At 71.9% G+C, this 24,480-nt stretch carries 18 protein-coding genes, 1 pseudogene and 1 other annotated feature (1 of these 20 running past the window's edge); of the genes and pseudogenes, 5 read left to right on the forward strand and 14 right to left on the reverse strand.

Going from position 1 to position 24,480, the window contains the following annotated elements; all coding sequences use genetic code 11:
- Positions 1-94, reverse strand: a sequence feature (23S ribosomal RNA rRNA prediction is too short) (it extends 156 nt beyond the left edge of the window).
- A gap of 59 nt (positions 95-153) precedes the next feature.
- The 9 genes and pseudogenes from RZ50_RS30280 to RZ50_RS02710 form a co-directional block, all read right to left on the reverse strand.
- Positions 154-1,566 (reverse strand): annotated as a pseudogene (locus RZ50_RS30280) (CoA-acylating methylmalonate-semialdehyde dehydrogenase); the annotation flags it as partial.
- Positions 1,567-1,802: 236 nt separating this feature from the next.
- Entirely contained in the window at positions 1,803-2,567 is a 765-nt protein-coding gene (locus tag RZ50_RS02675) for a hypothetical protein (protein ID WP_196946921.1), read from the reverse strand.
- 58 nt (positions 2,568-2,625) lie between these two features.
- Positions 2,626-3,057, reverse strand: coding sequence for a hypothetical protein (locus tag RZ50_RS02680; protein WP_196946920.1), 432 nt, complete (start codon positions 3,055-3,057; stop codon positions 2,626-2,628).
- A gap of 224 nt (positions 3,058-3,281) precedes the next feature.
- Entirely contained in the window at positions 3,282-4,676 is a 1,395-nt protein-coding gene (locus tag RZ50_RS02685; RefSeq protein ID WP_196946919.1) for an FAD-binding oxidoreductase, read from the reverse strand.
- A 110-nt stretch (positions 4,677-4,786) separates the two neighbouring features.
- Complete coding sequence (locus RZ50_RS02690) at positions 4,787-5,590, reverse strand: ABC transporter permease (protein ID WP_196946918.1); 804 nt, start codon at positions 5,588-5,590, stop codon at positions 4,787-4,789.
- Positions 5,590-6,519, reverse strand: coding sequence for an ABC transporter permease (locus RZ50_RS02695; protein ID WP_196946917.1), 930 nt, complete (start codon positions 6,517-6,519; stop codon positions 5,590-5,592). The genes RZ50_RS02690 and RZ50_RS02695 overlap by 1 nt, the downstream gene beginning before the upstream one ends.
- A complete protein-coding gene (locus RZ50_RS02700) occupies positions 6,516-7,655 on the reverse strand; it encodes an ABC transporter ATP-binding protein (protein WP_196946916.1) in 1,140 nt (379 codons plus the stop codon). The genes RZ50_RS02695 and RZ50_RS02700 overlap by 4 nt, the downstream gene beginning before the upstream one ends.
- Positions 7,656-7,687: 32 nt before the next feature.
- Positions 7,688-8,947: a spermidine/putrescine ABC transporter substrate-binding protein gene (locus tag RZ50_RS02705; RefSeq protein WP_196946915.1), complete on the reverse strand. Its 1,260-nt coding sequence runs from the start codon at positions 8,945-8,947 to the stop codon at positions 7,688-7,690.
- 52 nt (positions 8,948-8,999) lie between these two features.
- Positions 9,000-10,511: a gamma-aminobutyraldehyde dehydrogenase gene (locus RZ50_RS02710; protein WP_196946914.1), complete on the reverse strand. Its 1,512-nt coding sequence runs from the start codon at positions 10,509-10,511 to the stop codon at positions 9,000-9,002.
- Positions 10,512-10,780: 269 nt separating this feature from the next.
- Here RZ50_RS02710 and RZ50_RS02715 point away from each other — a divergent pair, with 269 nt between their 5' ends.
- Positions 10,781-12,436 (forward strand): PucR family transcriptional regulator ligand-binding domain-containing protein, encoded by a 1,656-nt coding sequence (locus tag RZ50_RS02715; RefSeq protein ID WP_196946913.1) that lies wholly within the window; start codon positions 10,781-10,783, stop codon positions 12,434-12,436.
- 22 nt (positions 12,437-12,458) lie between these two features.
- Here the strand turns inward: RZ50_RS02715 and RZ50_RS02720 are convergent, their stop codons facing one another.
- The 3 genes from RZ50_RS02720 to RZ50_RS02730 form a co-directional block, all read right to left on the reverse strand.
- A complete protein-coding gene (locus RZ50_RS02720; RefSeq protein ID WP_374199861.1) occupies positions 12,459-13,661 on the reverse strand; it encodes a spermidine/putrescine ABC transporter substrate-binding protein in 1,203 nt (400 codons plus the stop codon).
- Positions 13,662-13,728: 67 nt separating this feature from the next.
- A complete protein-coding gene (locus RZ50_RS02725) occupies positions 13,729-15,087 on the reverse strand; it encodes an aspartate aminotransferase family protein (RefSeq protein ID WP_196946912.1) in 1,359 nt (452 codons plus the stop codon).
- A gap of 222 nt (positions 15,088-15,309) precedes the next feature.
- On the reverse strand, positions 15,310-16,755 hold the full coding sequence (locus tag RZ50_RS02730; protein WP_196946911.1) for a gamma-aminobutyraldehyde dehydrogenase: 1,446 nt from the start codon (positions 16,753-16,755) through the stop codon (positions 15,310-15,312).
- A gap of 297 nt (positions 16,756-17,052) precedes the next feature.
- On the opposite strand from RZ50_RS02730, the gene RZ50_RS02735 reads away from it, so the two are divergent.
- From RZ50_RS02735 to RZ50_RS02750, 4 genes are all read left to right on the forward strand, one after another.
- Positions 17,053-17,526 carry an Lrp/AsnC family transcriptional regulator gene (locus RZ50_RS02735; protein WP_030243538.1) on the forward strand — a complete coding sequence of 158 codons (474 nt, stop codon included), beginning with the start codon at positions 17,053-17,055 and terminating at the stop codon, positions 17,524-17,526.
- A complete protein-coding gene (locus tag RZ50_RS02740; RefSeq protein WP_196946910.1) occupies positions 17,523-18,917 on the forward strand; it encodes an aspartate aminotransferase family protein in 1,395 nt (464 codons plus the stop codon). The genes RZ50_RS02735 and RZ50_RS02740 overlap by 4 nt, the downstream gene beginning before the upstream one ends.
- A 229-nt stretch (positions 18,918-19,146) precedes the next feature.
- Positions 19,147-19,902: an ABC transporter ATP-binding protein gene (locus tag RZ50_RS02745; protein WP_196946909.1), complete on the forward strand. Its 756-nt coding sequence runs from the start codon at positions 19,147-19,149 to the stop codon at positions 19,900-19,902.
- Between the two features lie 27 nt (positions 19,903-19,929).
- Entirely contained in the window at positions 19,930-21,081 is a 1,152-nt protein-coding gene (locus tag RZ50_RS02750) for a hypothetical protein (protein WP_196946908.1), read from the forward strand.
- Between the two features lie 12 nt (positions 21,082-21,093).
- Here the strand turns inward: RZ50_RS02750 and rlmN are convergent, their stop codons facing one another.
- Complete coding sequence (gene rlmN, locus RZ50_RS02755) at positions 21,094-22,194, reverse strand: 23S rRNA (adenine(2503)-C(2))-methyltransferase RlmN (RefSeq protein WP_196946907.1); 1,101 nt, start codon at positions 22,192-22,194, stop codon at positions 21,094-21,096.
- A gap of 98 nt (positions 22,195-22,292) precedes the next feature.
- Positions 22,293-24,377 (reverse strand): PIG-L family deacetylase, encoded by a 2,085-nt coding sequence (locus RZ50_RS02760; protein WP_196946906.1) that lies wholly within the window; start codon positions 24,375-24,377, stop codon positions 22,293-22,295.
- Positions 24,378-24,480 lie beyond the last annotated feature (103 nt).

Consider the following 24,480-nt stretch of genomic DNA (forward strand, 5'->3'; position numbering starts at 1 on the left):
GCCCAGCCGGTGGAGCAGGCGGCGCGGGCAGAGCCCGCCGGCTCAGTTGTTGGTCGGGAAGCCGAGGTTGATGCCACCGTGCGAGGGGTCCAGCCAGCGCTGGGTCACGGCCTTGCCCCGGGTGAAGAAGTGCACGCCGTCCGGGCCGTACGCGTGGGCGTCGCCGAAGAGCGAGGCCTTCCAGCCCCCGAAGGAGTAGTAGGCGACCGGCACCGGGATCGGCACGTTGATGCCGACCATGCCGACCTCCACCTCGAACTGGAAGCGCCGGGCCGCGCCGCCGTCGTTGGTGAAGAGGGCGGTGCCGTTGCCGTACGGGTTGGCGTTGATGAGCGCCAGGCCCTCCTCGTAGGAGGCGACGCGGACGACGGAGAGGATCGGGCCGAAGATCTCGTCGTTGTAGACGGACATGCCGGGCTTCACGTGGTCGAACAGCGTGGGGCCGAGCCAGAAACCGTCGGCGGTCGGGGTGCCGTTCTCGTCCTCGGCGGTGATCGGGTGCTTGCGCCCGTCCACGGCGAGCTCGGCGCCGTCGGCGATGCCGGACTCGACGTAGGAGGTGACCTTGTCGCGGTGCTGGCCGGTGACCAGCGGACCCATCTCCGAGTCGCCGTTGCAGCCGGGGCCGACCTTGAGGGTCGCCACCCGCTCCTTGATCTTCTCGACCAGCTCGTCGCCGATCGGGTCGACCGCGACCAGGACGGAGACGGCCATGCAGCGCTCCCCGGCCGCACCGAAGCCGGCGTTGACGGCGGCGTCGGCGGCGAGGTCGAGGTCGGCGTCCGGCAGGACCAGCATGTGGTTCTTGGCGCCGCCCAGGGCCTGCACGCGCTTGCCGTAGCGGGTGCCGGTCTCGTAGACGTAGCGGGCGATCGGGGTGGAGCCGACGAAGCTGACGGACTTGACGTCCGGGTGCTCCAGCAGGCGGTCCACGGCCACCTTGTCGCCGTGCACGACGTTGAAGACGCCGTCCGGCAGGCCGGCCTCCTTCCACAGTCCGGCCAGGAAGTTGGCCGCGGACGGGTCCTTCTCGGAGGGCTTCACCACGACGGTGTTGCCGGCCGCGATGGCGATCGGGAAGAACCACATCGGCACCATGGCCGGGAAGTTGAACGGCGAGATGATCGCGACCGGGCCGAGCGGCTGGCGGATCGAGTAGACGTCGACGCCGGTGGACGCCTGCTCGGTGAAGCCGCCCTTGAGCAGCTGCGGGATGCCGCAGGCGTACTCGACGACCTCCAGGCCGCGGGCGATCTCGCCCAGCGCGTCCGAGTGCACCTTGCCGTGCTCGGAGACGATGATCGAGGCCAGCTCGTCGCGGCGGGCGTTCAGCAGCTCACGGAAGGCGAAGAGCACCGTCGTCCGCTTGGCCACCGAGGCGGTGCGCCACTCGGTGAAGGCCGAGGCGGCGGCGGCCACGGCCTGGTCGACCTCGGCGATCTCGGCGAAGTCCACGTGGCCGGAGACCTGGCCGGTGGCCGGGTCGAAGATGTCACCACGGCGGGGCGCCGCACCGGCGGTGGCGACCGGCTTGCCGCCGATCCAGTGAATGATGTGCTTGCTCAAGGTACGTCTGCCTCCGAAGTCCCGGGCGGCGTCCTGCCACCGGTCCGGTCTGGCGCCGCCCGCGAGAGGGCCGGGCGACGGGAATTCACGGGGCTACCGCGCTCATCTCCCAGTCTGGTGGCCGCTGGGGCGAGGCTCAACGAACAGGCTGACGGGGATCTCGGATTCAGCCTTACAGGTCGTCTCACGACTGCTCCGAACGCCTGAACCGCCCGGCCCGGTGGTTCAGGACTCGTTCAGGACTCCTCGTCCTCCAGGTACGGGTCGTGCAGCCCGTCCGCCGCCTCCTGGGTCTCCAGCAGGTCCAGCCGCAGGTCCTGCGCCCAGACGAGCGCCCACCGCTTGAGCCCGTCCACCGCCCCGGCCTCGACGCCCCGGGCGCGGAACCGGCCGTCCGCCGCCTCGGCGAGGGTCTCCAGCCGGTCGGCGAGCGCCGCCGGCTGGAAGTCCGGGTCCAACTCCCCTGCCAGTGCCAGCAGTTCGCCCTCGCGGTAGCAGCGGGTGAGGGCCCGCACGTCGATCAGGTCGCGCGGCATCCCCCGGTCGACCAGCAGCGCGGTGGTGAGCGCCGCCGCGTCCTCCAGCGCGACCACCGGCAGGACCACCGGCGGCTCCTCCACCCCCGGAGCAGCCAGGTCGAGCCGGACCGGCCGGTGGCCGAGCGGCTCCTTCCGCAGTTCCACCGAGTGCGACCGCCCGCCCAGCGCCAGCCGTACGGTCAGCTGTTCCAGGCGCGGCGTGCCGGGCCGCTCGGCGACCCCGCCGCCCGCCGCGCGGTACGCCCCGGCCAGCGCGGCGGCCACCTCCGGCAGGTCGGCGCCGCCGGTCGCCAGGGTGAGCCCGTCCTGCGCGCAGGCCGCGACGCCGTGCGCGCGCAGCGCGTGCCCACCGGCCAGCGCCAGCCCGTACCGGTCGCAGACGGGCGCGGCCAGAGCGGCCAGGCGCAGCTGGGCTGGGCCCGGGCGGAGGGTCGCGTCGACGGTGTGAGGGGCGGCGGTCACGCCTCCAGTCTGACGCGACCGCCCGCCCCGTGCGCCACCTCGGGGAGCCGCCCGGGGCTCACCAGCCGCTGAGCCGGGCCGCCGCCTCGTGCAGGGCCAGCTCCAGCAGTGCGGGGTCGTTGAGCCGCCCGGAGCCGTCGGGCGGGACCAGCCAGCGCACGCCCCGGCTGCTGCGTTCGGGGTGCGGAACGACGATCCAGTTGCCCTCCCCCGCGCCGCGCACGTTGGTGCCGACCCAGCCGGCGGCGGTGCCGACCGGCACCAGGAAGCTGACGTGCTCGCCCCCGAAGTCGGTGAGGACCGGGCCGCGGTGGCGGGTGTCCAGCATGTCCAGGGCCGGCCGCCCGAGTCGGCCGGGGACGGACAGGACGTCCCAGCCCCTCCCGGCGGGCAGCAGCATCAGGCCCAGTCCTGCGCGTTCCCACTGCTTCCGCAAGCCCTCCGGGTCCAATGCCACCTGGGTGAGCCAGTGCAGTCCGGTGTTCTCCATGTCCGTCCCCGCTTCTCGACGCTGGTACCGATCCGGCGCGGCGGGAAGACCGAGACCCGCCGCCACCAAGGAGAGGTGGACGGCGGGTCCCTCTTACACGGGTCGCGCTACACGAGTAGCGCGGATTCGCGGGGTGGCGGAATCACGAGGTCAGCGGGGTTGCCGGGTCAACGCGAGGTCAACGGGACCAAACGGGACCAAGCGGAACCGAGGAGCGTCAGGGGTCAGCTGTCGAAGCCGAGCCCCAGCCGGTCGAGCGTGCGCAGCCACAGGTTGCGGTGGCCGCCGTTGCGGTCGGCCCGCTCCAGCGATCGGGTGGTGATCTCGATCCCGGCCCAGCGCACCGGCTCGGGCGGGAACGGCAGCGGCTTGGAGCGCACCATGTCCAGCGAGGTGCGCTCGGTGCGCTCGCCCGCGAGCAGGTCGAGCATCACCTCGGCGCCGAAGCGGGTAGCACCGACGCCGAGCCCGGTGTACCCGACGGCGTAGGCGACCTTGCCCCGGTACGCGGTGTCGAAGAACGCCGAGAACCGGCTGCAGGTGTCGATGGCACCGCCCCAGGCGTGGGTGAAGCGCAGCCCCTCCAGCTGCGGGAAGCAGCGGAAGAAGTGGCCCGCCAGGGTGCGGAAGGTCTCCGGCCGCTGGTCGTACTCGTGCCGGACGTGGCCGCCGTAGTGGTAGACCGCGTCGTAGCCGCCCCAGAGGATCCGGTTGTCGGCGGAGAGCCGGAAGTAGTGGAACTTGTTGGCGCTGTCGCCGAGCCCCTGCCGGCCGCGCCAGCCGATCGAGGCGAGCTGCTCGGCGCTGAGCGGCTCGGTCATCAGCGCGTAGTCGTACACCGGCACGATGTACGGGCGGACCCGCTTGAGCAGGGACGGGAAGACGTTGGTCCCGAGCGCGACCCTGCGGGCGAAGACCCGGCCGTACGGGGTGCGGGCGGCCATCCCGCTGCCGTGCTCCCGCAGGTCGGTGGCCCGGGTGTGCTCGAAGATCCGTACGCCCTGGCTCAGGCAGGCGTCCTTGAGGCCCCAGGCGAGCTTGGCGGGGTGGACCATGGCCACGCCCTCCTTGTCCCAGACGCCGCCGAGGAAGGTCGGCGAGTCCACCTCGGCGCGCAGCTGGTCGGCGTCCAGGACGGTGAGGTCGAGGCCGTAGCGGGCGACGGCCTCGGCCATCTCGTGCAGTTCCTCGACCTGGTGGGGCTGGGTGGCGACGTCGATCTCGCCGGTGCGCTCCCACTCGGCGTCGATGCCGTAGCGCTTGATGGCGGCCTCGATGCCGTCGAGGTTGGCGGCGCCGAGGCGTTCCAGCCGGCCGAGTTCGCCGGGCCAGCGGTCCAGGCCGTTGCCGAAGCCGTGGGTGAGGCTGGCCGCGCAGAATCCGCCGTTGCGCCCGGACGCGGCCCACCCGACCTCGTTGCCCTCGACCAGCACGACGTCCAGCGAGGGGTCGCGCTCCTTGGCGATGAGGGCGGTCCACAGGCCGGAGTAGCCGCCGCCGACGACCAGCAGGTCGCAGGTGGTGTCGCCGACCAGGGCGGGGAGCGCCTCCGGCCGGCCGGGGTCCTCCAGCCAGAAGGGGGTGGGCCTGGCGTCACTGAGCGCGCGGGCGGAGTCCATGCATTATCAGCCACTTTCCACGGATAGGTGATGGTTCGTGTGCCGCCGCTGCCGACCGTACGCCACCCACGGCGTCGGGCGGTAGGTCGGGCAACGGGTCGGACGGCGGGTCAGGCAGCGGCCTTCCGGCGGTTGCCGAGCCACTGTCCGCCGACGGTCAGCGCGACCGCGGCGATGAACATCGCGGTGCCGATGACGTTCACCTGCACCGGGATGCCGCGCTGCGAGGCGCCCCAGACGAACATCGGGAAGGTGACCGTGGTCGGGCCCGAGTTGAACTGGGTGATGATGAAGTCGTCGAAGGAGAGCGCGAAGCTGAGCAGCGCTCCGGCGGCGATGCCGGGGGCGGCCAGCGGCAGGGTGACCCTCAGGAAGGTCTGGGTGGGGGTCGCGTAGAGGTCCTGGGCGGCCTGTTCGAGCCTCGGGTCCATGCTCATCACCCGCGCCTTGACCGCCGTCACCACGAAGCTGAGGCAGAACATGATGTGCGCGATGAGGATGGTGGTGAAGCCGAACGGGATGCGCATGTTGAGGAACAGCGTCCCCAGCGAGGCGGCCATGACCACCTCGGGCATGGCCATCGGCAGGAAGATCATCGCGGTGGTGGCCGAGCGGCCGCGGAAGCGGTAGCGGGCCAGCGCGAAGGCGACCATGGTGCCGAGCACGGTGGCGCCGATGGTGGCGAGCACCGCGATCTGCAGGCTGAGCGAGAGCGACTGGCACATGTCGGCCACGCCGCAGGGGTTGGTCCAGGCGTCGGTGGAGAACTCGTTCCACTCGTAGTTGAACTTGCCGACCGGCTTGTTGAACGAGAAGGCCAGCACGACCAGGTTGGGCAGCACCAGGTAGGCGAGGGCCAGCAGGCCGGCCAGTACCACCAGGTGGGCGCGGATCCACTTGAAGATGCGGGACATCAGACCAGTTCCTCCGTCCCGGCCTTGCGCATGTAGACCGTCACCATGCCCAGGATCAGGGCCATCAGGATGAAGCTCAGCGCGGCCGCCGTGGGGTAGTCGAGCACGTTCAGGAACTGCTTCTGGATGCCGTTGCCGACCATCTGCTCGCTCGGCGAGCCCAGCAGCTGGGCGTTGATGTAGTCGCCGGAGGCCGGGATGAAGGTGAGCAGGGTGCCCGCGACCACGCCCGGCAGCGAGATCGGGAAGGTGACCTTGCGGAAGGTCGTGAACGGCCGGGCGTAGAGGTCGCCGGCCGCCTCGTGCAGCCGGGGGTCGATCCGCTCCAGCGAGGTGTACAGCGGCAGGATCATGAACGGCAGGAAGTTGTAGGTCAGGCCGCAGACCACGGCGAGCGGGGTGGCGAGCACCCGGTCGCCGGAGGTGAGCCCGAGCGCGTTGGTGACGTCCAGGACGTGCAGGGTGTTGAGTGCGCCGACCACCGGTCCGCCGTCGGACAGGATGGTCTTCCAGGCCAGCGTGCGGATCAGGAAGCTGGTGAAGAACGGCGCGATGACCAGGATCAGGATGACGTTGCGCCAGCGCCGGCTCGCCTTGAAGGCGATGGTGTACGCGAGCGGGTAGCCGATGGCCAGGCAGAGCACGGTGGCGATGGCCGCGTAGGAGAACGAGCGGACGAAGTGCCACTTGTACTCGACCAGGGCGTCCCAGTAGGTCGAGAAGTGCCAGGTGACCTTGAAGCCCTCTTCGAGCGAGCCGGTCTGCAGCGAGGTGGAGCCCTGGTACAGCATCGGGACGGCGAAGAAGACGACCAGCCAGGCTATGCCGGGCAGCAGCAGCCAGTACGGGGTGAGCTTGCGCTTCGGCTTGGGCGAGGGCTCCTTCAGGGGGATGACCTGGGGCGGCGCCGGCGGGGTGGTGGTGGTCATGCGGCCTCCTCCGCGGTGCCCGCGTCGATCGCCTGCGAGGCGTCCAGGGCGAAGGAGTGCGCCGGGTTCCAGTGCAGCAGCACGGGGGCGCCGGGGACGATCCGGGCGTCGCGCTCCATGTTCTGCTCGAAGACGGTGACCTCCTGGCCGCCGTCGGTGCGCACCACGTACTGGGTGGAGACGCCGATGAAGCTGGAGTCGACGACGGTGCCGGCCAGCCGGTTGCGGCCGTCGGCGACGTCCTCGGAGGCGTGCGTGATGGTGATCTTCTCCGGGCGCACGCCCAGGTGGACCTGCCCGGCCTCGCTGGCGCAGCGCGCCCTGGGCACGGCGAGCCGGGTGCCGGCCACGGTGAGCAGCAGGTCCTCGCCGGAGCCGCCGGTGACCTCGGCGGGCAGCAGGTTGGACTGGCCGAGGAAGTTGGCCACGAAGGTGGTGGCGGGGTTCTCGTACAGTTCGGCGGGAGCGCCCAGTTGCTCGACCCGGCCGCCGTTCATCACCGCGATGGTGTCGGCCATGGTCATGGCCTCCTCCTGGTCGTGGGTGACGTGCACGAAGGTGATGCCGACCTCGGTCTGGATCCGCTTGAGCTCCAGCTGCATCTGACGGCGCAGCTTGAGGTCGAGGGCGCCGAGCGGTTCGTCCAGCAGCAGCACCTGGGGGTGGTTGATCAGCGCGCGGGCGACCGCGACGCGCTGCTGCTGGCCGCCGGAGAGCTGGTGCGGCTTGCGCCGGGCGTACTGGCCGAGTTCGACCAGTTCCAGCATGGACTCGACCTGCTTCCTGACGTCCTTCCTTCCGCGGCGGCGCAGGCCGAAGGCGACGTTCTCGAAGATGTCCAGGTGCGGGAAGAGCGCGTAGCTCTGGAAGACGGTGTTCACCGGCCGCTTGTACGGGGGCAGGGCGGTGACGTCCTGGCCGCCGATCAGGACGGTGCCGGTGGTGGGCTCCTCCAGGCCGGCGATCATGCGCAGGGTGGTGGTCTTGCCGCAGCCGGAGGCGCCGAGCAGGGCGAAGAAGGAGCCCTGGGGGACGGTCAGGTCGAGCGGGTGGACGGCGGTGAAGGAGCCGTAGGTCTTGCCGATGCCGGTGAGGCGGACGTCGCCGCCGGCCGCGTCGCGCAGCTGGTCTGTCATGGGGTGTCTTCCTGGGTCTCTGCCGGGGGGGGTCAGGCGCCGATGAGCTTGGAGAACTTCTGCTCGAAGTCGCTCTCCTCGCCCTCGGTGAGGGTGCGGAACACGTGTGCCTTGGCCGCCATCTCGGGGGTGGGTACGACCAGCGGGTTGGCCGCGGAGTCCGGGGCGAGGGTGGCGAGCTCCTCCTTCATCCCGGTGACGGCGGAGACGAAGCCGATGCCCGCGACCAGCTGCGCCGCGATCTTCGGCTGATAGTAGAAGTCGATCAGCTTCTCCGCGTTCGTCTTGTGCCGGGCCCTGGCCGGGACCAGCATGTTGTCGGTCGAGGCGAGGTAGCCCTTCTCCGGGATCACGAACTCGATGTCCGGGTTGTCGGCGCGCAGTTGGGTCAGGTCCCCGCCCCAGGCGATGCAGGCGGCGATGTCCCCGGAGGAGAGCTCCTGGCCGTAGTCGTTGCCGGTGAAGCGCCGGATCTGCTTGCCGTCGACGGCCTTCTGCAGCCGGGCTATCGCGCCGTCGTAGTCGTCGGCGGTGAACTTCGCCGGGTCCTTGCCCTGGTCCAGCAGGACCATCCCGACGCTGTCGCGCATCTCGGAGAGGAAGGTGACCCGGCCCTTGAGCTCGGGGTCGTCCAGCAGCTGGGAGACGCTGGTGACCTCCTTGCCCCTGGTCGCCTTGCGGTTGTACGCGACGACGGTCTGGATCCCGGCCCACGGGTAGGAGTAGAGCCGGCCCGGGTCCCAGTCGGGGGCGCGGAAGCGGGCCTCGATGGTGGTGATCGCGGTGGTGACGTTCGCCGGGTCCAGCTTCTGCGCCCAGCCGAGCCGGATCAGCCGGGCGGCCATCCAGTCGGTGAGCACCATCAGGTCGCGGCCGGTGTCCTGGCCGGCCGCGAGCTGCGGTTTGACCTTGCCGAAGAACTCGACGTTGTCGTTGACGTCCTCGTTGTACTTGACCTTGATGCCGGTGGCCGCGGTGAAGGCGTCCAGGGTGCCGTGCCTCTGCTTGTCCTTCTCGTCGGTGTCCACGTACAGCGGCCAGTTGGAGAAGTCGACCTCCTTCTCGGTCTCCGAGAAGTCCTTGGCGGCGTTGGCGGTCGAGTCGCCGGTCACCCTGGGGGCCGCCGGGATGCCGCAGGCGGCCAGGGTGCCGGCGCCGGCGGTCAGCGCGGCGGCCCGCAGCAGGGTGCGGCGGCCGACCGCCGCCCGGCCGCCGGTCAGACTGCGCTCCCAGGCCCTGCGGACCGGTTCGGGCAGACCGTCGGTGAGCTCGTTGAACGCCTTGAACGCCATGGAACGGGCCTCCTGGGGAGAAGAGGGGTGTGGGGGCACCCTCTGGCCGGTGTTATCTGTCTCCGAAGACGGTGCGGTGCCAGTCCTTGCGGGCGACCGCGGTGGTGTCGAACATGACGTGCTTGACCTGGGTGTACTCGTCCAGCGAGTACTGGGACATGTCCTTGCCGTAGCCGGACGCCTTGTACCCGCCGTGCGGCATCTCGCTGATGATCGGGATGTGGTCGTTGACCCAGACGCACCCGGCGGCGATCTCCCGGGTGGCGCGCAGCGAGCGGTGCACGTTGGTCGTCCAGGCCGAGGCGGCCAGGCCGTACGGGGTGTCGTTGGCCAGTCGCAGGCCCTCGTCGTCGCCGTCGAAGGGCAGCACGACCAGCACCGGGCCGAAGACCTCGCCCTGGACGACCTCGCTGTCCTGGGCGGCGTCGGTGATCAGGGTCGGCTCGTAGTAGGCGCCCCGGGCGAGGTCGGTGCCGTCGTGGCCCCGCTGCGGCGCGCGCCCGCCGGTGACCACGGTGGCGTACGACCGGGCGCGCTCGACGAAGCCGGCCACCCGGTCCCGGTGGGTGTACGAGACCAGCGGGCCGAGGTCGGTGCGCGGGTTCAGCGGGTCGCCGATCCGGATCGCCGCGTACAGCTCGGCCACCCCCGCCACGAAGGCCTCGTACAGCGGGCGCTGGACGTAGGCGCGGGTGGCGGCGGTGCAGTCCTGGCCGCCGTTGATCAGCGAGGCCGCGACGGCGCCGTGCACCGCGGCGTCCAGGTCCGCGTCGTCGAAGACCACGAAGGGGGCCTTGCCGCCGAGCTCCAGGTGGGTGCGCTTGACGCTCGCGGTGGCGAGTTCGGCGACCCTCCGGCCGACGGCGGTGGAGCCGGTGAAGGAGACCATCGCGACGTCGGGGTGGGAGACCAGGTGCTCGCCGGCCGTGCGCCCGGCGCCGGTGACCACGTTGACCACGCCGTCCGGGATGCCCGCTTCGGTGCAGGCCCTGGCGAACATCAGCGAGGTCAGCGGGGTCAGCTCGGCCGGCTTGAGCACGATGGTGTTGCCCGCGGCGATCGCCGGGAGGATCTTCCAGGCGGCCATCTGCAACGGGTAGTTCCACGGCGAGATCGAGCCGACCACGCCGATCGCCTCGCGCCGCACGTAGGAGGTGTGGTCGCCGGAGTACTCGCCGGCCGCCCTGCCCTCCAGGTTGCGGGCGGCGCCGGCGAAGAAGGCGGCGTTGTCGACGGTGCCGGGGACGTCGAACTCGGTGGCCAGCTTGACCGGCTTGCCGGTCTGCGAGGTCTCCACCCGGGCGAGGTCGTCCGCGGCCCCGGCCAGGACGGCGGCCAGCCGGGTGAGCGCCTCGCTGCGGGCGCCGGGGGTGGCGGAGGACCAGCCGGGCAGGGCGTCCTTCGCGGCGGCGACGGCCGCGTCCACGTCGGCGGTGGTGGCCAGCGCGACCTGCTCGACCACGCTGCCGTCGGCCGGGTTGACGACCTGGAAGGGCTCGCCGCCGCCCCGGGTCTGCCGGCCCGCGATGTACTGCGCGCCCGCGCCGAAGTCGGTCAGGTCCATCTGGTTCCTCCAAGTGCGGTGGTGCGACCGCGTGCGCCGGGTCACGCTTCCGCGGTGGGCTCTGCGGTCCCGCTGACCTTGCCCGCTGCACGACGGACGTGACAAGGGTCACTGCGACAGGCTCGGCATGAAGGGCCTTACAGAGTGCAAGGCTCTTCGCAGGGCAACAGGTCGTCGCCGCGATGGATGATTTACCTGACACTCTGATCCCCCGTCCCTCCCCCGCCCCGCCCCGCCCCCATTCCCCTCCCCCGCCCTGGAGGCCCGCGATGCTCCCCACCGTCGCCCGAGTACTCGACCTGGACGTGATGCGGCGCGGCCTGCCCCAGGTCGTGGCCGGCGCCGACCGCCTGGAGCGGCCGGTCCGCTGGGTCCACGTCAGCGAACTGCCCGACGTCGCCGGGATGCTGCAGGGCGGCGAACTGGTGCTGACCACCGGCATCGCGCTGCCCGAGGACCGCGAGGGCCTGGCCCGCTACGTCCGCGAGCTGGACGAGGTCGGGGTGGCCGGCCTGGTCGTCGAGTTCGGGCGCCGCTACTTCGACTCGCTCCCCCGCGCCCTGGTGCACGCCGCCGAACAGCGCGGACTGCCGCTGGTCACGCTCCGCCGCGAGGTGCGCTTCGTCGCCGTCACCGAGGCCGTGCACGCCCTGGTGGTCAACGCCCAGCTGGAACAGCTGCGCGTCTCCGAGTCCGTCCACCAGGTGTTCAACGAGCTGGTGGTGGAGGGCGCCGAGCCGCCCGAGGTGATCCGCCAGGTGGCCCGGATGGCGGGGGCGCCGGTGGTGCTGGAGAACCTCGCCCACCAGGTGCTCGCCCACGACACCGCCGGACGGCCGGAGGCCGAGCTGCTGGAGGACTGGGAGCGCCGCTCGCGCGGGGTCCGTCCGCCCGGCCGCACCGGCCACGACCCGCGCAGCGGCTGGCTGGTGACCACCGTCGGCGCCCGCGGCCAGGACTGGGGCCGGCTGGTCCTGGTGCAGGAGCCCGGCCCGCTGCCCGAGGGCGAGGCGCACCCGCACACCATGCTGCTGGAGCGCGGCGCGTCCGCGCTGGCGCTCAACCGGCTGGTGGTGCGCGACCGGGAGAGCCTGGAGCGGCAGACCCACCGCACCCTGCTCTCCGGCATCCTCACCCACGCCCTGACCGTCTCCGAGGTGGCCCTGCGCGCCCAGGCGCTCGGCGTGCCACTGGAGGGCCGCCGACTGGTCGGGGTGGTGCTGCGCCAGCGCCGCGGGCCGATCCCGGCCGCGCTGGAGGCGCAGGCCCGGCTGCGCGACTTCACCGAGCTGGCCGCCGGGGCCGTCCGGGCCTGCCGGCACTCCGCCCTGGTCGGCGCGCTGGACGACGAGGGCGTCGGGCTGTTGATCGCGCTCGGCGCCCAGCAGGACGAGCACGCCGCGCTGGACTCCTTCTCGGCCACCCTGCGCCGGATGTCCGCCGAGGCCGGACGGGAGGGCGCCGACGCCCCGGGCCCGGTGGTCGCGGTCGGCTCCTCGGTCGGCTCGGTCCGCGACGCCCGGCGCACCCTGTTGGAGGCCGCCCAGGTCGCCGACGCCGCCCTGCACGACGCGCCCGGCGGCGGCCGGACCGCCTCCTACTACCGGCTGCCGGACGTGCGGCTGCGCGGCCTGCTCCACCTGCTGCGCGACGACGCCCGCCTACAGACCTACGTGGAACGGGAGTTGGGCCCACTGCTGGCCCACGACGCCGAGCACAACGGCCAGTTGGTGCAGATGCTGCGGATCTACCTGGAGCAGGGCCGGAACAAGTCGGCGGCCGCCGACGCCGCGCACCTGTCCCGGCCGTCCTTCTACGACCGGCTGCACAAGGTCGAGCGCATCCTCGGCGTCGACCTCGACCAGGTGGAGTCCTGCCTGTCCCTGCACGTGGCGCTGCTCGCCCTGGACGCCGTGCGCCGGTAGACCGGCCGCACCCCGGCACCCCTCACACCCCCGTGATGCGTCCCCAGACCTTGTGCAGCTCGGGCCGCTCGGCCGAGGTGACGTCGCGCATGGTGTGCAGCCGCTCGCGCATCTCCTCGGTCGGGAACACCAGCGGGTTCTCGGCGACTTCGGCCTTCTCCTTGTCCCCGCTGTCCGCCAGCACCTCGCGGGCGGCCGGAACCGGGCAGATGTACTGCACGAACGCGGCGAGTTCGGCCGCCACCTCGGGCCGGTAGTAGTAGTCGACCAGCAGCTCGGCGTTGCGCTTGTGGGCGGCCCGGTTGGGGATCATCATGCTCTCCGCCCACAGCTCGCCGCCCTCCTCCGGCACCACGAAGGCGATGTCCGGGTTCTCGGCGGTGAGTTGGACGGCGTCGCCGGAGTAGGCCTGGCAGGCCAGCGCGGCGCCGGAGGCGAGGTCGCTGGTGTAGTCGTTGCCGGTGAAACGGCGGACGTGCCCGGTGTCGACCATCCGCTGCACCAGGTCCATCGCCCTGTGCGCGTCGTCGTCGCCGAACTTCGCGATGTCCCCACCCTGGGAGAGCATCAGCAGCCCGAGCGCCTCGTCCAGCCCGGCGAACAGGGTGACCCTGCCCTTGAGGTCGGGCGCCCACAGGTCGGCGGTGGACCTGATCTCCCGGCCGAGCGCCTTGCGGTTGTACGCGATGCCGGTGATCCCGGACTGCCACGGCACGCTGCGGCTGCGCCCGGGGTCGAAGGCCGGGTTCGCCAGCTGCGGGTCCAGGTTGGCGGTGACGTTGGGCAGGTTGGCCCGGTCCATCGCCTGCACCCAGCCGAGCGAGACGTACCGCCCGGCCATCCAGTCGCTGATCACCATCAGGTCCCGGCCCGGGGCGGCACCCTGGGTGAGCACCGGGCTGATCTTGCCGAAGAACTCGTCGTTGTCGTTGATGTCCTCGGTGTAGGTGACCGCGATCCCGGTCTGCTCGATGAAGGCGTCCAGGGTCGGGCGCTTCCCCTGGTCGTCGGTGTCGATGTACTGCGTCCAGTTGGAGAAGGCGAGCCGCTTGTCGCCCTCCGATCGGTCCGGCGCCGACCGGCGGTCCTCGGCCACGTACGCGGACGGGATGCCACAGCCCGCCAGCGTGCCGGCGCCGAGCAGCGCGGCCCCGCTGAGCACCGAACGTCGGCGCATGGCACGGGAGTTGGGGAAGCGTCGGGTCAGGGTGGTGCTGCGGGACATGGGGGGCCTTCCGGAGCGTCGGACGGCCCCGGACACACGGGTGTCCGGGGCCGTCCTGGTAGGTACGTCAGACAGTGTGCGCGTCGGTGAGCGACAGCACCTCGTCCAGCACCGCGAGGCCGGTCTTGGCCTCCTCCTCGGTGACGGTGCACGGCGGGACGACGTGGAAGCGGTTCATGTTGACGAACGGCCAGAGCCCGCGCTGCTTGCAGGCGGCGGCCAGCTCGGCCATCGGCGCGTTGTCGGCGCCCGCGGCGTTGTACGGCACGAGCGGCTCGCGGGTCTCCCGGTCCTTCACCAGGTCGAGCGCCCAGAACACGCCGAGGCCGCGCACCTCGCCGATCGAGGGGTGCCGCTCGGCCAGCTCGCGCAGGCCCGGGCCGAGCACCGTCTCGCCGATGTGCTTGGCGTTCTCGACGATGCCCTCCTCCGCCATGGCGTTGATGGTGGCCACGGCCGAGGCGCAGGCCAGCGGGTGCCCGGAGTAGGTGAGCCCGCCGGGGAACGGCCGCTCGGCGAAGGTGGCGGCGATCTCGGCGCTGATCGCCACGCCGCCCAGCGGGACGTAGCCCGAGTTGACGCCCTTGGCGAAGGTCATGAGGTCCGGCACGACGCCCCAGTGGTCGGCGGCGAACCACTCGCCGGTGCGGCCGAAGCCGGCCATCACCTCGTCCAGGATGAAGACGATCCCGTAGCGGTCGCAGATCTCCCGCACCCCGGCCAGGTAGCCCGGCGGCGGGACGAGGATGCCCGCGGTGCCGACCACGGTCTCCAGGATGACCGCGGCGACCGTGCCCGGCCCCTCGAAGGCGATCACCTGCTCCAGGTGCTCCAGCGCGCGCTCGCACTCCTGCGCCTCGTTCTCGGCGTGGAAGTTGGAGCGGTAGGCGTACGGGCCCCAGAAGTGCACCACGCCGGAGACGCCGGTCTCGTTGGCCCAGCGCCGCGGGTCACCGGTGAGGGCGATCGCGTTGGCGGTGGCGCCGTGGTACGAGCGGTAGGTGGACAGCACCTTCTGCCGGCCGGTGTGCAGCCGGGCCAGCCGGATGGCGTTCTCGACGGCCTCGGTGCCGCCGTTGGTGAAGAAGATCTTGTCCAGGTCGCCCGGGGTGCGCTCGGCGATCAGCCGGGCGGCCTCGCTGCGCGACTCGACCGCGAAGCCGGGGGCGATGGTGCAGAGCTTCTCCGCCTGCTCCCGGATCGCGGCGACCACCTTCGGGTGCTGGTGGCCGATGTTGGTGTTGACCAGCTGCGAGGAGAAGTCGAGGTAGCGGTTGCCGTCGTAGTCCCAGAAGTACGAGCCCTCGGCACCGGCCACCGCGAGGGGGTCGATCAGCGCCTGGGCGGACCACGAGTGGAAGACGTGCGCGCGGTCGGCTGCCTTGACGGCCTGGCCGGCGGCTGAGTCGGCGGTGGGGATGCTCATGCCGGTAAGGCTAGGGCCGCCCGCCCGCGAAGTGCAGTTTCATCCTGTCAGCCGGTCGCACGCCCCACCGACAGGGTGCAAAGCCAGTGGGCCCGGGTCCTGTCGACCCGAGCCCACTGTCAGTTCATACGACGCACAAGCGTCAGATCGCGGTCATTCTGCGCCTGACGGTCACGACCCGCTCAGATCGCGGTCATTCTGCGCCTGACGGTCATGACCCGCTCAGATCGCGGTCATGACGTGCTTGACGCGGGTGTAGTCCTCGAAGCCGTAGGACGACAGGTCCTTGCCGTAGCCCGACTTCTTGAAGCCGCCGTGCGGCATCTCGGCGACCAGCGGGATGTGGGTGTTGATCCAGACGCAGCCGAAGTCCAGGCGGCGCGACATCCGCATGGCGCGGGCGTGGTCCTTGGTCCACACCGAGGAGGCCAGCGCGAACTCGACGCCGTTGGCGTACTCGACGGCCTGGTCCTCGTCGGTGAACTTCTGCACGGTGATGACCGGGCCGAAGACCTCGTTCTGGATGATCTCGTCGTCCTGGTTCAGGCCGGAGACGACGGTCGGGGCGTAGAAGTAGCCCTTGTCGCCGACCCGGTGGCCACCGGCCTCGACCTTGGCGTGGGCGGGCAGCCGCTCGATGAAGCCGGAGACCTGCTTCAGCTGGTTGGCGTTGTTCAGCGGGCCGTACAGCACGTCCTCGTCGTCCACGCCGCCGGTCTTGGTCTCGGCCGCGGCCTTGGCCAGCGCCTCGACGAAGGCGTCGTGGATCGACTCGTGCACCAGCACGCGGGTGGCGGCGGTGCAGTCCTGGCCGGCGTTGAAGTAGCCCGCCACCGAGATGCCCTCGACGGCCTCGGCGATGTCGGCGTCCTCGAAGACCACGACCGGGGCCTTGCCGCCCAGCTCCAGGTGGACGCGCTTGACGTCCTTGGAGGCGGACTCGGCGACCTGGATGCCGGCCCGGACGGAGCCGGTGATGGAGGCCATCGCCGGGGTCTTGTGCTCGACCATCAGCCTGCCGGTCTCGCGGTCGCCGCAGATGACGTTGAAGATGCCGGCCGGCAGCTCCAGCTCCTTGAGCACGCCGCCGATGATCTCGGCCAGCAGCACGGTGGAGGCCGGGGTGGTGTCCGAGGGCTTCAGCACCACGGCGTTGCCCGCGGCGATGGCCGGGGCGAACTTCCAGACCGCCATCATCATCGGGTAGTTCCACGGCGCGACCTGGGCACAGACGCCGACCGGCTCGCGGCGGATGATCGAGGTCATCCCGTCCATGTACTCACCGGCGGCCTTGCCCTCCAGCAGGCGGGCGGCACCGGCGAAGAAGCGGATCTGGTCCACCATGGGACCGATCTCCTCGGAGAGGGTCAGCGCGCGGGGCTTGCCGGTGTTGCGCACCTCGGCGTCGACGATCTCGTCGGCCCGGGCCTCGACCGCGTCGGCGACCTTGAGCAGCAGCTTCTGCCGGGTGCTCGGGGTCGCGTCGCGCCAGATCGGGAACGCGGCGGCGGCCGAGGCCATCGCGGCGTCCACGTCAGCGGCACCGGACAGCGGCGACGTCGCGTACACCTCGCCGGTGGTCGGGTCGACGATGTCGAGCGTGCGGCCGTCAGCCGCGTCGACGAACTCCCCGTTGATGTAGTTGCGCAGCGTGCGAAGGTCGCTCACGGTCTCTCCTCGGTCTGGGCCTGCGGCGTTGCAGATTCCGGCGCCATGGTACGTCGGCGGGTTCGGCGTACGAAGGCCGTCGAGTGGCCGGGCCGGGCACGGCGCGGTCCACTGGTGGTGGAACGCGCACCACCGTGCGGGGGCGCGCGCGTACCGTGCCAGGGTAACCAGAAGACTGTCGGGATCGACAGACCGAACTCGCGTACACGATGAAATCCGCATGCGATTTCCAAGATCACGACGAAATCAGCAGTTTCCTCGCTTGCGAACAAGAGACCGATCAGGCACAGTGGCGGCGTGGCCAACCGCGACCGGAACGCGAGCGTTCCCCTCGACGCCGCCTCCAAGGCGATCATCGAGCAGCTCCAGGAGGACGGGCGCCGCCCGTACGCAGCCATCGGCAAGGCCGTCGGCCTGTCCGAGGCGGCCGTGCGACAGCGCGTCCAGAAGCTCCTCGACCAGGGCGTGATGCAGATCGTCGCCGTCACGGACCCGCTCACCGTCGGCTTCACCCGCCAGGCGATGGTCGGCATCCGGGTCGAAGGTGACATCGAACCCGTCGCCGACGCGCTGGCCGCCCTCGACGAGGTCGACTACGTGGTCTGCACCGCAGGCTCGTTCGACCTCCTGGCCGAACTGGTCTGCGAGGACGACGAGCACCTGCTCGAACTGATCAACAAGCGCATCCGCGCGCTTCCCGGCGTGCGGAGCACCGAGAGCTTCGTCTACCTGAAGCTCCGGAAACAGACCTACACCTGGGGCACCCGATGACAGCCGACCCGGCGCAGAAGGACCTTTCCAAGACCGCCTACGACCACCTGTGGATGCACTTCACCCGCATGTCGTCGTACGAGAACTCCCCCGTGCCGACGATCGTCAAGGGCGAGGGCACCTACGTCTGGGACGACAAGGGACGCAAGTACCTCGACGGCCTCGCCGGCCTGTTCGTCGTCCAGGCCGGTCACGGCCGCGAGGAGCTCGCCGAGGCCGCCGCCAAGCAGGCCAAGGAGCTCGCCTTCTTCCCGGTGTGGAGCTACGCCCACCCCAAGGCCGTCGAGCTGGCCGAGCGCCTCGCCAACTACGCCCCGGGCGACCTGAACAAGGTCTTCTTCTCCACCGGTGGCGGCGAAGCCGTCGAGACCGCCTGGAAGCTCGCCAAGCAGTACTTCAAGCTGACCGGCAAGCCGACCAAGTACAAGGTCATCTCGCGCGCCGTCGCCTACCACGGCACCCCGCAGGGCGCCCTGTCCATCACCGGCCTGCCGGGCCTGAAGGCCCCGTTCGAGCCGCTGGTGCCGGGCACCCACAAGGCGCCGAACACCAACATCTACCGCGCCCCGGCCTTCCTTGAGGGCCCCGACGGCACGGTCGACCCCGAGGCCTACGGCCGCTGGTGCGCCGACGAGATCGAGGTGGCCATCCTCAACGAGGGCGCCGAGACCGTCGCCGCCGTCTTCGTCGAGCCGGTGCAGAACGCCGGTGGCTGCTTCCCGCCGCCGCCCGGGTACTTCCAGCGCCTGCGCGAGATCTGCGACCGCCACGACGTGCTGCTGGTCTCGGACGAGGTCATCTGCGCCTTCGGCCGCCTGGGCACCATGTTCGGCGCCGACAAGTTCGGCTACCAGCCCGACATGATCACCTGCGCCAAGGGCATGACCTCGGGCTACTCCCCGATCGGCGCCACGATCATCTCGGACCGCCTGGCCGAGCCGTTCTACAAGGGCGACAACACCTTCCTGCACGGCTACACCTTCGGTGGCCACCCGGTCTCCTCCGCGGTGGCGCTGGCCAACCTCGACATCTTCGAGCGCGAGGGCCTGAACCAGCACGTGCTCGACAACGAGGCCGCCTTCCTGGGCACCCTCGACAAGCTGCGCGACCTGCCGATCGTCGGCGACGTCCGCGGCAACGGGTACTTCTACGGCATCGAGCTCGTGAAGGACAAGGTCACCAAGGAGTCCTTCAACGACGAAGAGGTCGAGCGCGTGCTCTACGGCTTCCTCTCGAAGGCCCTCTTCGACAACGGCCTGTACTGCCGCGCCGACGACCGTGGCGACCCGGTCATCCAGCTGGCCCCGCCGCTGATCTCCGACCAGTCGACCTTCGACGAGATCGAGCAGATCCTGCGGACCAGCCTGACCGACGCGTGGGCGAAGATCTGATCACCTGAGCCTTCTTCCCCACCCTCCGCCGAAGGGCGGCCCCGTTCCCCCACGGGGCCGCCCTTCGGCGTTCACACCACAGGCCCACCAACATCACAGTCGTACGACCAAACATGCCTGATTGCGGGTGATTTGCCCGCGATGGCCCAGTGTGCCGCAACCGCGACCGGCCCCTGTCGTTCTAATCTGACGACTGTCATATCCCTGCGGCCACCGAGGATGGAACCTCATGTCAGCGGCACCGCCTGACAACGACGTGGTGTGGGCCCGAGGGATCGTCAAGTCCCACTACGGCACCCCCGCCCTGCGCGGCATCTCGATCGGCGTCCGCGACGGCGAGGTGCTCGCCGTCACCGGCCCGCGCGGCTCCGGCAAGAGCACCCTGCTCGGCTGCCTCTCCGCCCAACTCGCGGTCGACGAGGGCGAGGTCTGGTTCAACAGCTCCCCCGTGCACACCCTCGGCCGGGCCGGCCGCGAACGGCTGCGCCGCGACCGCTTCGGCTTCGTCGGCTCCGAGCCGCACCTCGTTCCCGAACTGACCGCCCGTGAGAACGTCGCCCTGCCGCTGCTGCTCGCCGGGGCCGGCAACAAGGCCGCGTACACCGCCGCCGACGAATGGCTCGAACGCCTCGACGTCGGCGACGTCGCCCGGCAGCGCCCCGACCGGCTGGTCCAGGGCCAGTGCCAGCGGATCGCCGTCGCCCGCGCCCTCGCCCCGCTGCCGCCCGTCGTCTTCGCCGACGACCCCACCGCCCCGCTGCACCGCGAAGCCGCCGAGCAGGTCCTGCGGATACTGACCAGCGCGGCCCGCTCGCACCAGCTCACCCTCGTCCTGGCCACCCACGACCCCGAGCTCGTCCGGTTCGCGGACCGCGCCGTCGCCCTCGTCGACGGACGGCTCACCGCCCCCGCCGCCCCCGTCCCGCGCGGCACCCCCGCCCAGGGGACGCCCGGTGCGTCCGCCGTCACGGCCACCCGCCGCTGACGACGCCGAGCCGCTGAAAGAGTCGACGTGTTCTACCTCCGTCTGGCCCGGGGCTACCGGGTGCCCGACCTCGGCCGCTGGCTGCTCACCGCGCTGGCCGCCGCCGTGGTCGCCGCCTTCCTCCTGCGCTCCCTCGGCCGGGCGATGAGCGACCCGCTCGGCGGCACCGACGCGGTGGCCCGGCTGCTCTGGTGCCTGCCCCCGCTCGCCGCCGTCGCCTGGTTCGCGGCCGTCGCCGCCCGCTCGGTGCCCGCCCGGCGGCCCGAACGCATCGCCGGACTCACCGCCGCCGGCGCCGGCTCCCGCCGGATCCGCTCCCTGATCGCCGGCGAGGTCGCTCTCGCCTGCACCCTCGGCAGCGTCGTCACCCTGCTGCTCTTCCTGGTGCTGCGCAACGACATCGCCGGGCCCTCGCTCGCCCCCGACCTCGGCATGGGCGTACCGCTGCCGGCCGCCGCGCCCGTCACCCTGCTCGCCCTGGTCCCGCTCACCGCGGGCATCGCCGCCGCCTGCGCGGTACCCGCCAACGAGACCCTGCCCGGCGGCCGCACCCGCAGCCGCACCGGCTTCGGCGCGCTGCGGATCGCCCTGCCGATCGGGCTGGTCGTGGTCGGCGCCGCACTCGAACTCATCGCGCTGCGGCCCGGCGCCGCCGTCGACGGCCGCCCGATCCATCTGCCCGCCGGGCTCGGCTCCACCAGCACCGACGCCCTCGGCGCCTGGGCCGCGAGCGCCCTCGGACTCGCCCTGCTCACCGGCCCGCTGCTCGCCTGGACGGGGCGGCTGCTCGCCGTCGGCCGGCCCACCCCGCTGCGGCTGCTGGCCGGGCGCGGCCTCACCGCCCAGGCCCGGCGGCTCGGCCCGCCGCTGGCCGTCCTCACCCTCGTCGTCGCGATGGTGCTCACCACCATCCGCTACTGGATCGGCACGCCCGACAGCGCCGACGCGCTGCCCGCCATCGAGGCCTGCCTGGTGCTCGGCTGCGCCGCCGCCGCGGTGGTCTCCCGGCTGGCCGAGGTCCGCATCGACCGCCGGGACGTCACCGAGGCGCTGCTGCGCCTCGGTGCCTCGCCCCGGCTGCTGTTCGGCGCGGTCGCGCTGCGCACCCTGGCGGTGGGCACCACGCTGCTGGTGACCGGCGGGGCGACCGCCGCGCTGGCGGCCGCCGGACTGCGCTGACGCCCCTCCGGCTCAGCCGGCCGCGGCGAGCTGGCCGCAGGCGCCGTCGATCTCCTGGCCACGGGTGTCACGGACGGTCGTCGGCACGCCGTGCGCCTGGAGCCGGCGGACGAACTCCCGCTCGTCCTCGGGCCGGGAGGCCGTCCACTTGGAACCCGGGGTCGGGTTCAGCGGGATCAGGTTGACGTGCACCCGGCGGTTCTTGATCAGCCGGCCGAGCAGGTCGGCCCGCCACGCCTGGTCGTTGATGTCCTTGATCAGCGCGTACTCGATGGAGACCCGGCGGCCGGACTTCTCGGCGTAGTTCCACGCCGCCTCCAGCACCTCGTCGACCTTCCAGCGGGTGTTCACCGGGACCAGCTCGTCGCGCAGCTCGTCGTCCGGGGCGTGCAGCGACAGCGCCAGACGGCAGCTGAGGCCCTCGTCGGCGAACCGGTACATCGCCGGGACGAGGCCCACGGTGGAGACCGTGATGCCGCGCTGGGACAGGCCGAAGCCGTCCGGCGCCGGATCGGTCAGCCGGCGGATCGCGGACAGCACCCGGTTGTAGTTGGCCAGCGGCTCGCCCATCCCCATGAAGACCACGTTGGACAGCCGCGCCTCGCCACCGGGGATCTCTCCGCTGCGCAGCGCGCGCATCCCGGCGGCGATCTGCTCGACGATCTCGGCCGTGGACAGGTTCCGGGTCAGCCCCGCCTGGCCGGTGGCGCAGAACGGGCAGTTCATGCCGCAGCCGGCCTGCGAGCTGATGCACATGGTGACCCGGTCCGGGTAGCGCATCAGCACCGACTCGACCAGCGTGCCGTCGAACAGCTTCCAGAGCGTCTTGCGGGTGTCGTCGCCGTCGCAGGAGACGTGCCGGACCACCGACATCAGCTCGGGCAGCAGGCTCTCGGTGAGCTTCTCCCGGCTGGCGGCGGGGATGTCCGTCCAGCTCGCCGGGTCGTTCGACATCCGGCCGAAGTAGTGGTTGGAGAGCTGCTTGGCGCGGAACGGCTGCTCGCCCAGCTCGGCGACGGCCTCCTTGCGCTCGGCGGGGCTCAGGTCGGCGAGGTGTCGCGGGGGCTTGGCGCCGCGCGGCGCGACAAAGGTGAGTTCTCCGGGCTTAGGCATGGTTGTTCCAGTGTCGCAGACGCCGGAAGTCCGCCCCGCCCGCGCACCGGTCGGAGGACGCGGCCGCGGCGCGCGTGCGTGCGCACCGGGGCCCCGGCTCAGGGCTCCCCGACGGTGCTCCAGTCGCCGAACGAACCGTCCTCCCGCTGCCGGCTCTCGCGCAGGCGGCCGTCCGGGCCGAGCGCCACCAGGTCCGTCAGGCCGTCGCGGTCGACTCCGGCGGCCGGCACCCCGACGATGAAGCCGGCCAGGTCGCTCCAGTCGCCGAACCGCCCGTCGGCGCCCTCGCGGTTGACGCTGACACCACCGTCCCGGTTGCGTACGGCCACCACCGTTCGGTGCGGGGAGGGACCGGGTGCGGACGCCACGGCCGGCGCACCGCTGCCACCGTGGTCGGGCCCGCCGCCGACCGGCTCGGTCTCCGGCGCCCATCGGCCGTCCGGGTCGCCCTGGACGAGGCGCATCGTGTACGAGCGGACGTCCTCGGACAGCGGGTTGCCGCTGGAGAGCTGCCGGTAGAACAGCACCGGGCGGCGGTCGGGGTCCGTTCCCACCGCGATGCCCCCGCTCGGGGAGACGCTCGGGAAGTCATGGTCGGGCGCCAGGACGCCGTCGGGTGTCGGCTGGGACCAGTGCAGCACCGCCGGGCGTGCGCCGGGCGGTGCGGCGACGGCGAACACCTCGATCCGGCCGTTCGCGTCGGCGACGGCCGAGGGCGCGTCCTGCACGCCCGCACCTCCGAGATCGGCCCAGTCGCCCCACGTCCCGTCGGGTCCGGTCTGTGTCCTGCTGCTGATGCCGCCGCCGCGGTTGCGGACGAACACGTGCAGCCGGCCCGTTCCGTCGGCGACCGAGACGGGCAGGCTCACCTGGAGCGCGGGGTCGGCGAGCTTGGAGGTCCCCTGGGCGGCCATGGTGTCGGGGCTGCCCAGGCCGGTCCAGGTCCACTCCCCCGCGGGATCCTGCGTGCGGGAGACGATCTCGCCGGTGTCCGCGCGCTGCCCGAACACCGCCAGCCCGCCGTCCCCACGGCGGGTCACGGTCAGACCCGCCGCCAGCGGTCCGCCCGGGCGCTCGTGCACGACCGGGCCGTGCCACACCTTGTCCTCGTCCTCGGCCCATTCGAGGAGCGAGCCGCTCTCCACCGCGAAGGCGTGCAGGGTACCGGTCCGGTCGGCGGCCACCACCTGGGTGGACCGGGGGGAGCGCAGGTACTGCCGGGACTGCCAACCCCCGTACCTGCCCTTCGCGAAGGCTGCTCCGGTGGGCAGGTTGACGTCCCGCCCGGCGTACCTCCGGAAGGTGGCGTACTTGGCGGCGGTCTCCACGGAGGAGAGGACGGCCGGTGAGAGCCAGGTGTTGTAGTCGCGGTAGTGCTCGACCAGCACCTGGCGTCCGAGCGCCGTGTACTCCGCGACCGCCGCGTCCGCGAACCACGCGGCGGAGATGTGGTCCGGGTGGTCGTGGTCCGCGTGGGCCGTCCAGAGCGTCGGGTCCGGCGCCGGGTCCTGCACCCTGACCAGGGTGGGCCTCTGGTCCGCGAGCACGTCGTCCAGCATGCCGAGGAGCCGCTTGCCGTCGTAGACCTGCGGCCAGACGGTGCCGGGGCCGTCCATGTCCAGCGTCGCGGTCCGGGCGGGCACGGCGCTGTCCCTGGTCTCCCAGAGCCGGCGCAGGGCGTTCCCGCCGAGGTAGGACGAGTCCGCGTACTCGGGAAGGTTGAGGAAGACGAGCTGCAGCGACCGGTTCGCCTTGAGGGTGAAGCGCTCGGCGACCGGACCGCCCGGCGCCGGCCTGTAGTTCTCCCGGTCCCAGCAGGCCGGGCCCGGGTCGTCGGCGCACTCGCCGGCCCCGGCCCCGGTCGCCTCGCCCGCCATCCGGGCGTAGGCGAGCCGGGCGCCGTCCTGCCGGTGGGCCGCGTAGGCCGCCCCGGCGCCGGCGGCGCCGCCGGTCACGTAGACGGTGGTCACCTTCAGGCCCGCCCGGATGCTGTTGGACAGGTCCGGATTCATGAACAGCAGATCGTCGTCCTGGTGGGCGACGACCTGGACGACCGTCGTGGGCCGACCGGCGGTCCGCTCCAACGGCGGCGGCAGGTGATGCCTCGGCCCCGTCGTCAGCACGGTCGGCGCCGCCCACGTCTGCGACACCATCAAGGCCAACGCCGCCACGGCGGTCGTCACCCGCCCCACCCTGCACCCGCCCATTCGTCCGCCCCGGCCGCATCCGCCCAAGGGGGCGCTCCCGAAGGATTATCACACCCTGTCAGGTCGCGGTGGACCGGCC

The sequence above is a fragment of the Kitasatospora sp. SUK 42 genome (genome assembly GCF_015776785.2).
GTDB lineage: Bacteria > Actinomycetota > Actinomycetes > Streptomycetales > Streptomycetaceae > Kitasatospora.

Excerpts from the sequence above, each read along its gene's own strand:
- RZ50_RS02680 (WP_196946920.1), bottom strand. The coding sequence starts at position 3,057 with ATGGAGAACACCGGACTGCACTGGCTCACCCAGGTGGCATTGGACCCG.
- RZ50_RS02695 (WP_196946917.1), bottom strand. The coding sequence starts at position 6,519 with ATGACCACCACCACCCCGCCGGCGCCGCCCCAGGTCATCCCCCTGAAG.
- RZ50_RS02740 (WP_196946910.1), top strand. The coding sequence starts at position 17,523 with ATGACAGCCGACCCGGCGCAGAAGGACCTTTCCAAGACCGCCTACGAC.
- RZ50_RS02690 (WP_196946918.1), bottom strand. The coding sequence starts at position 5,590 with ATGTCCCGCATCTTCAAGTGGATCCGCGCCCACCTGGTGGTACTGGCC.
- RZ50_RS02685 (WP_196946919.1), bottom strand. The coding sequence starts at position 4,676 with ATGGACTCCGCCCGCGCGCTCAGTGACGCCAGGCCCACCCCCTTCTGG.
- RZ50_RS02710 (WP_196946914.1), bottom strand. The coding sequence starts at position 10,511 with ATGGACCTGACCGACTTCGGCGCGGGCGCGCAGTACATCGCGGGCCGG.
- rlmN (WP_196946907.1), bottom strand. The coding sequence starts at position 22,194 with ATGCCTAAGCCCGGAGAACTCACCTTTGTCGCGCCGCGCGGCGCCAAG.
- RZ50_RS02705 (WP_196946915.1), bottom strand. The coding sequence starts at position 8,947 with ATGGCGTTCAAGGCGTTCAACGAGCTCACCGACGGTCTGCCCGAACCG.
- RZ50_RS02745 (WP_196946909.1), top strand. The coding sequence starts at position 19,147 with ATGTCAGCGGCACCGCCTGACAACGACGTGGTGTGGGCCCGAGGGATC.
- RZ50_RS02720 (WP_374199861.1), bottom strand. The coding sequence starts at position 13,661 with ATGTCCCGCAGCACCACCCTGACCCGACGCTTCCCCAACTCCCGTGCC.
- RZ50_RS02725 (WP_196946912.1), bottom strand. The coding sequence starts at position 15,087 with ATGAGCATCCCCACCGCCGACTCAGCCGCCGGCCAGGCCGTCAAGGCA.
- RZ50_RS02715 (WP_196946913.1), top strand. The coding sequence starts at position 10,781 with ATGCTCCCCACCGTCGCCCGAGTACTCGACCTGGACGTGATGCGGCGC.
- RZ50_RS02700 (WP_196946916.1), bottom strand. The coding sequence starts at position 7,655 with ATGACAGACCAGCTGCGCGACGCGGCCGGCGGCGACGTCCGCCTCACC.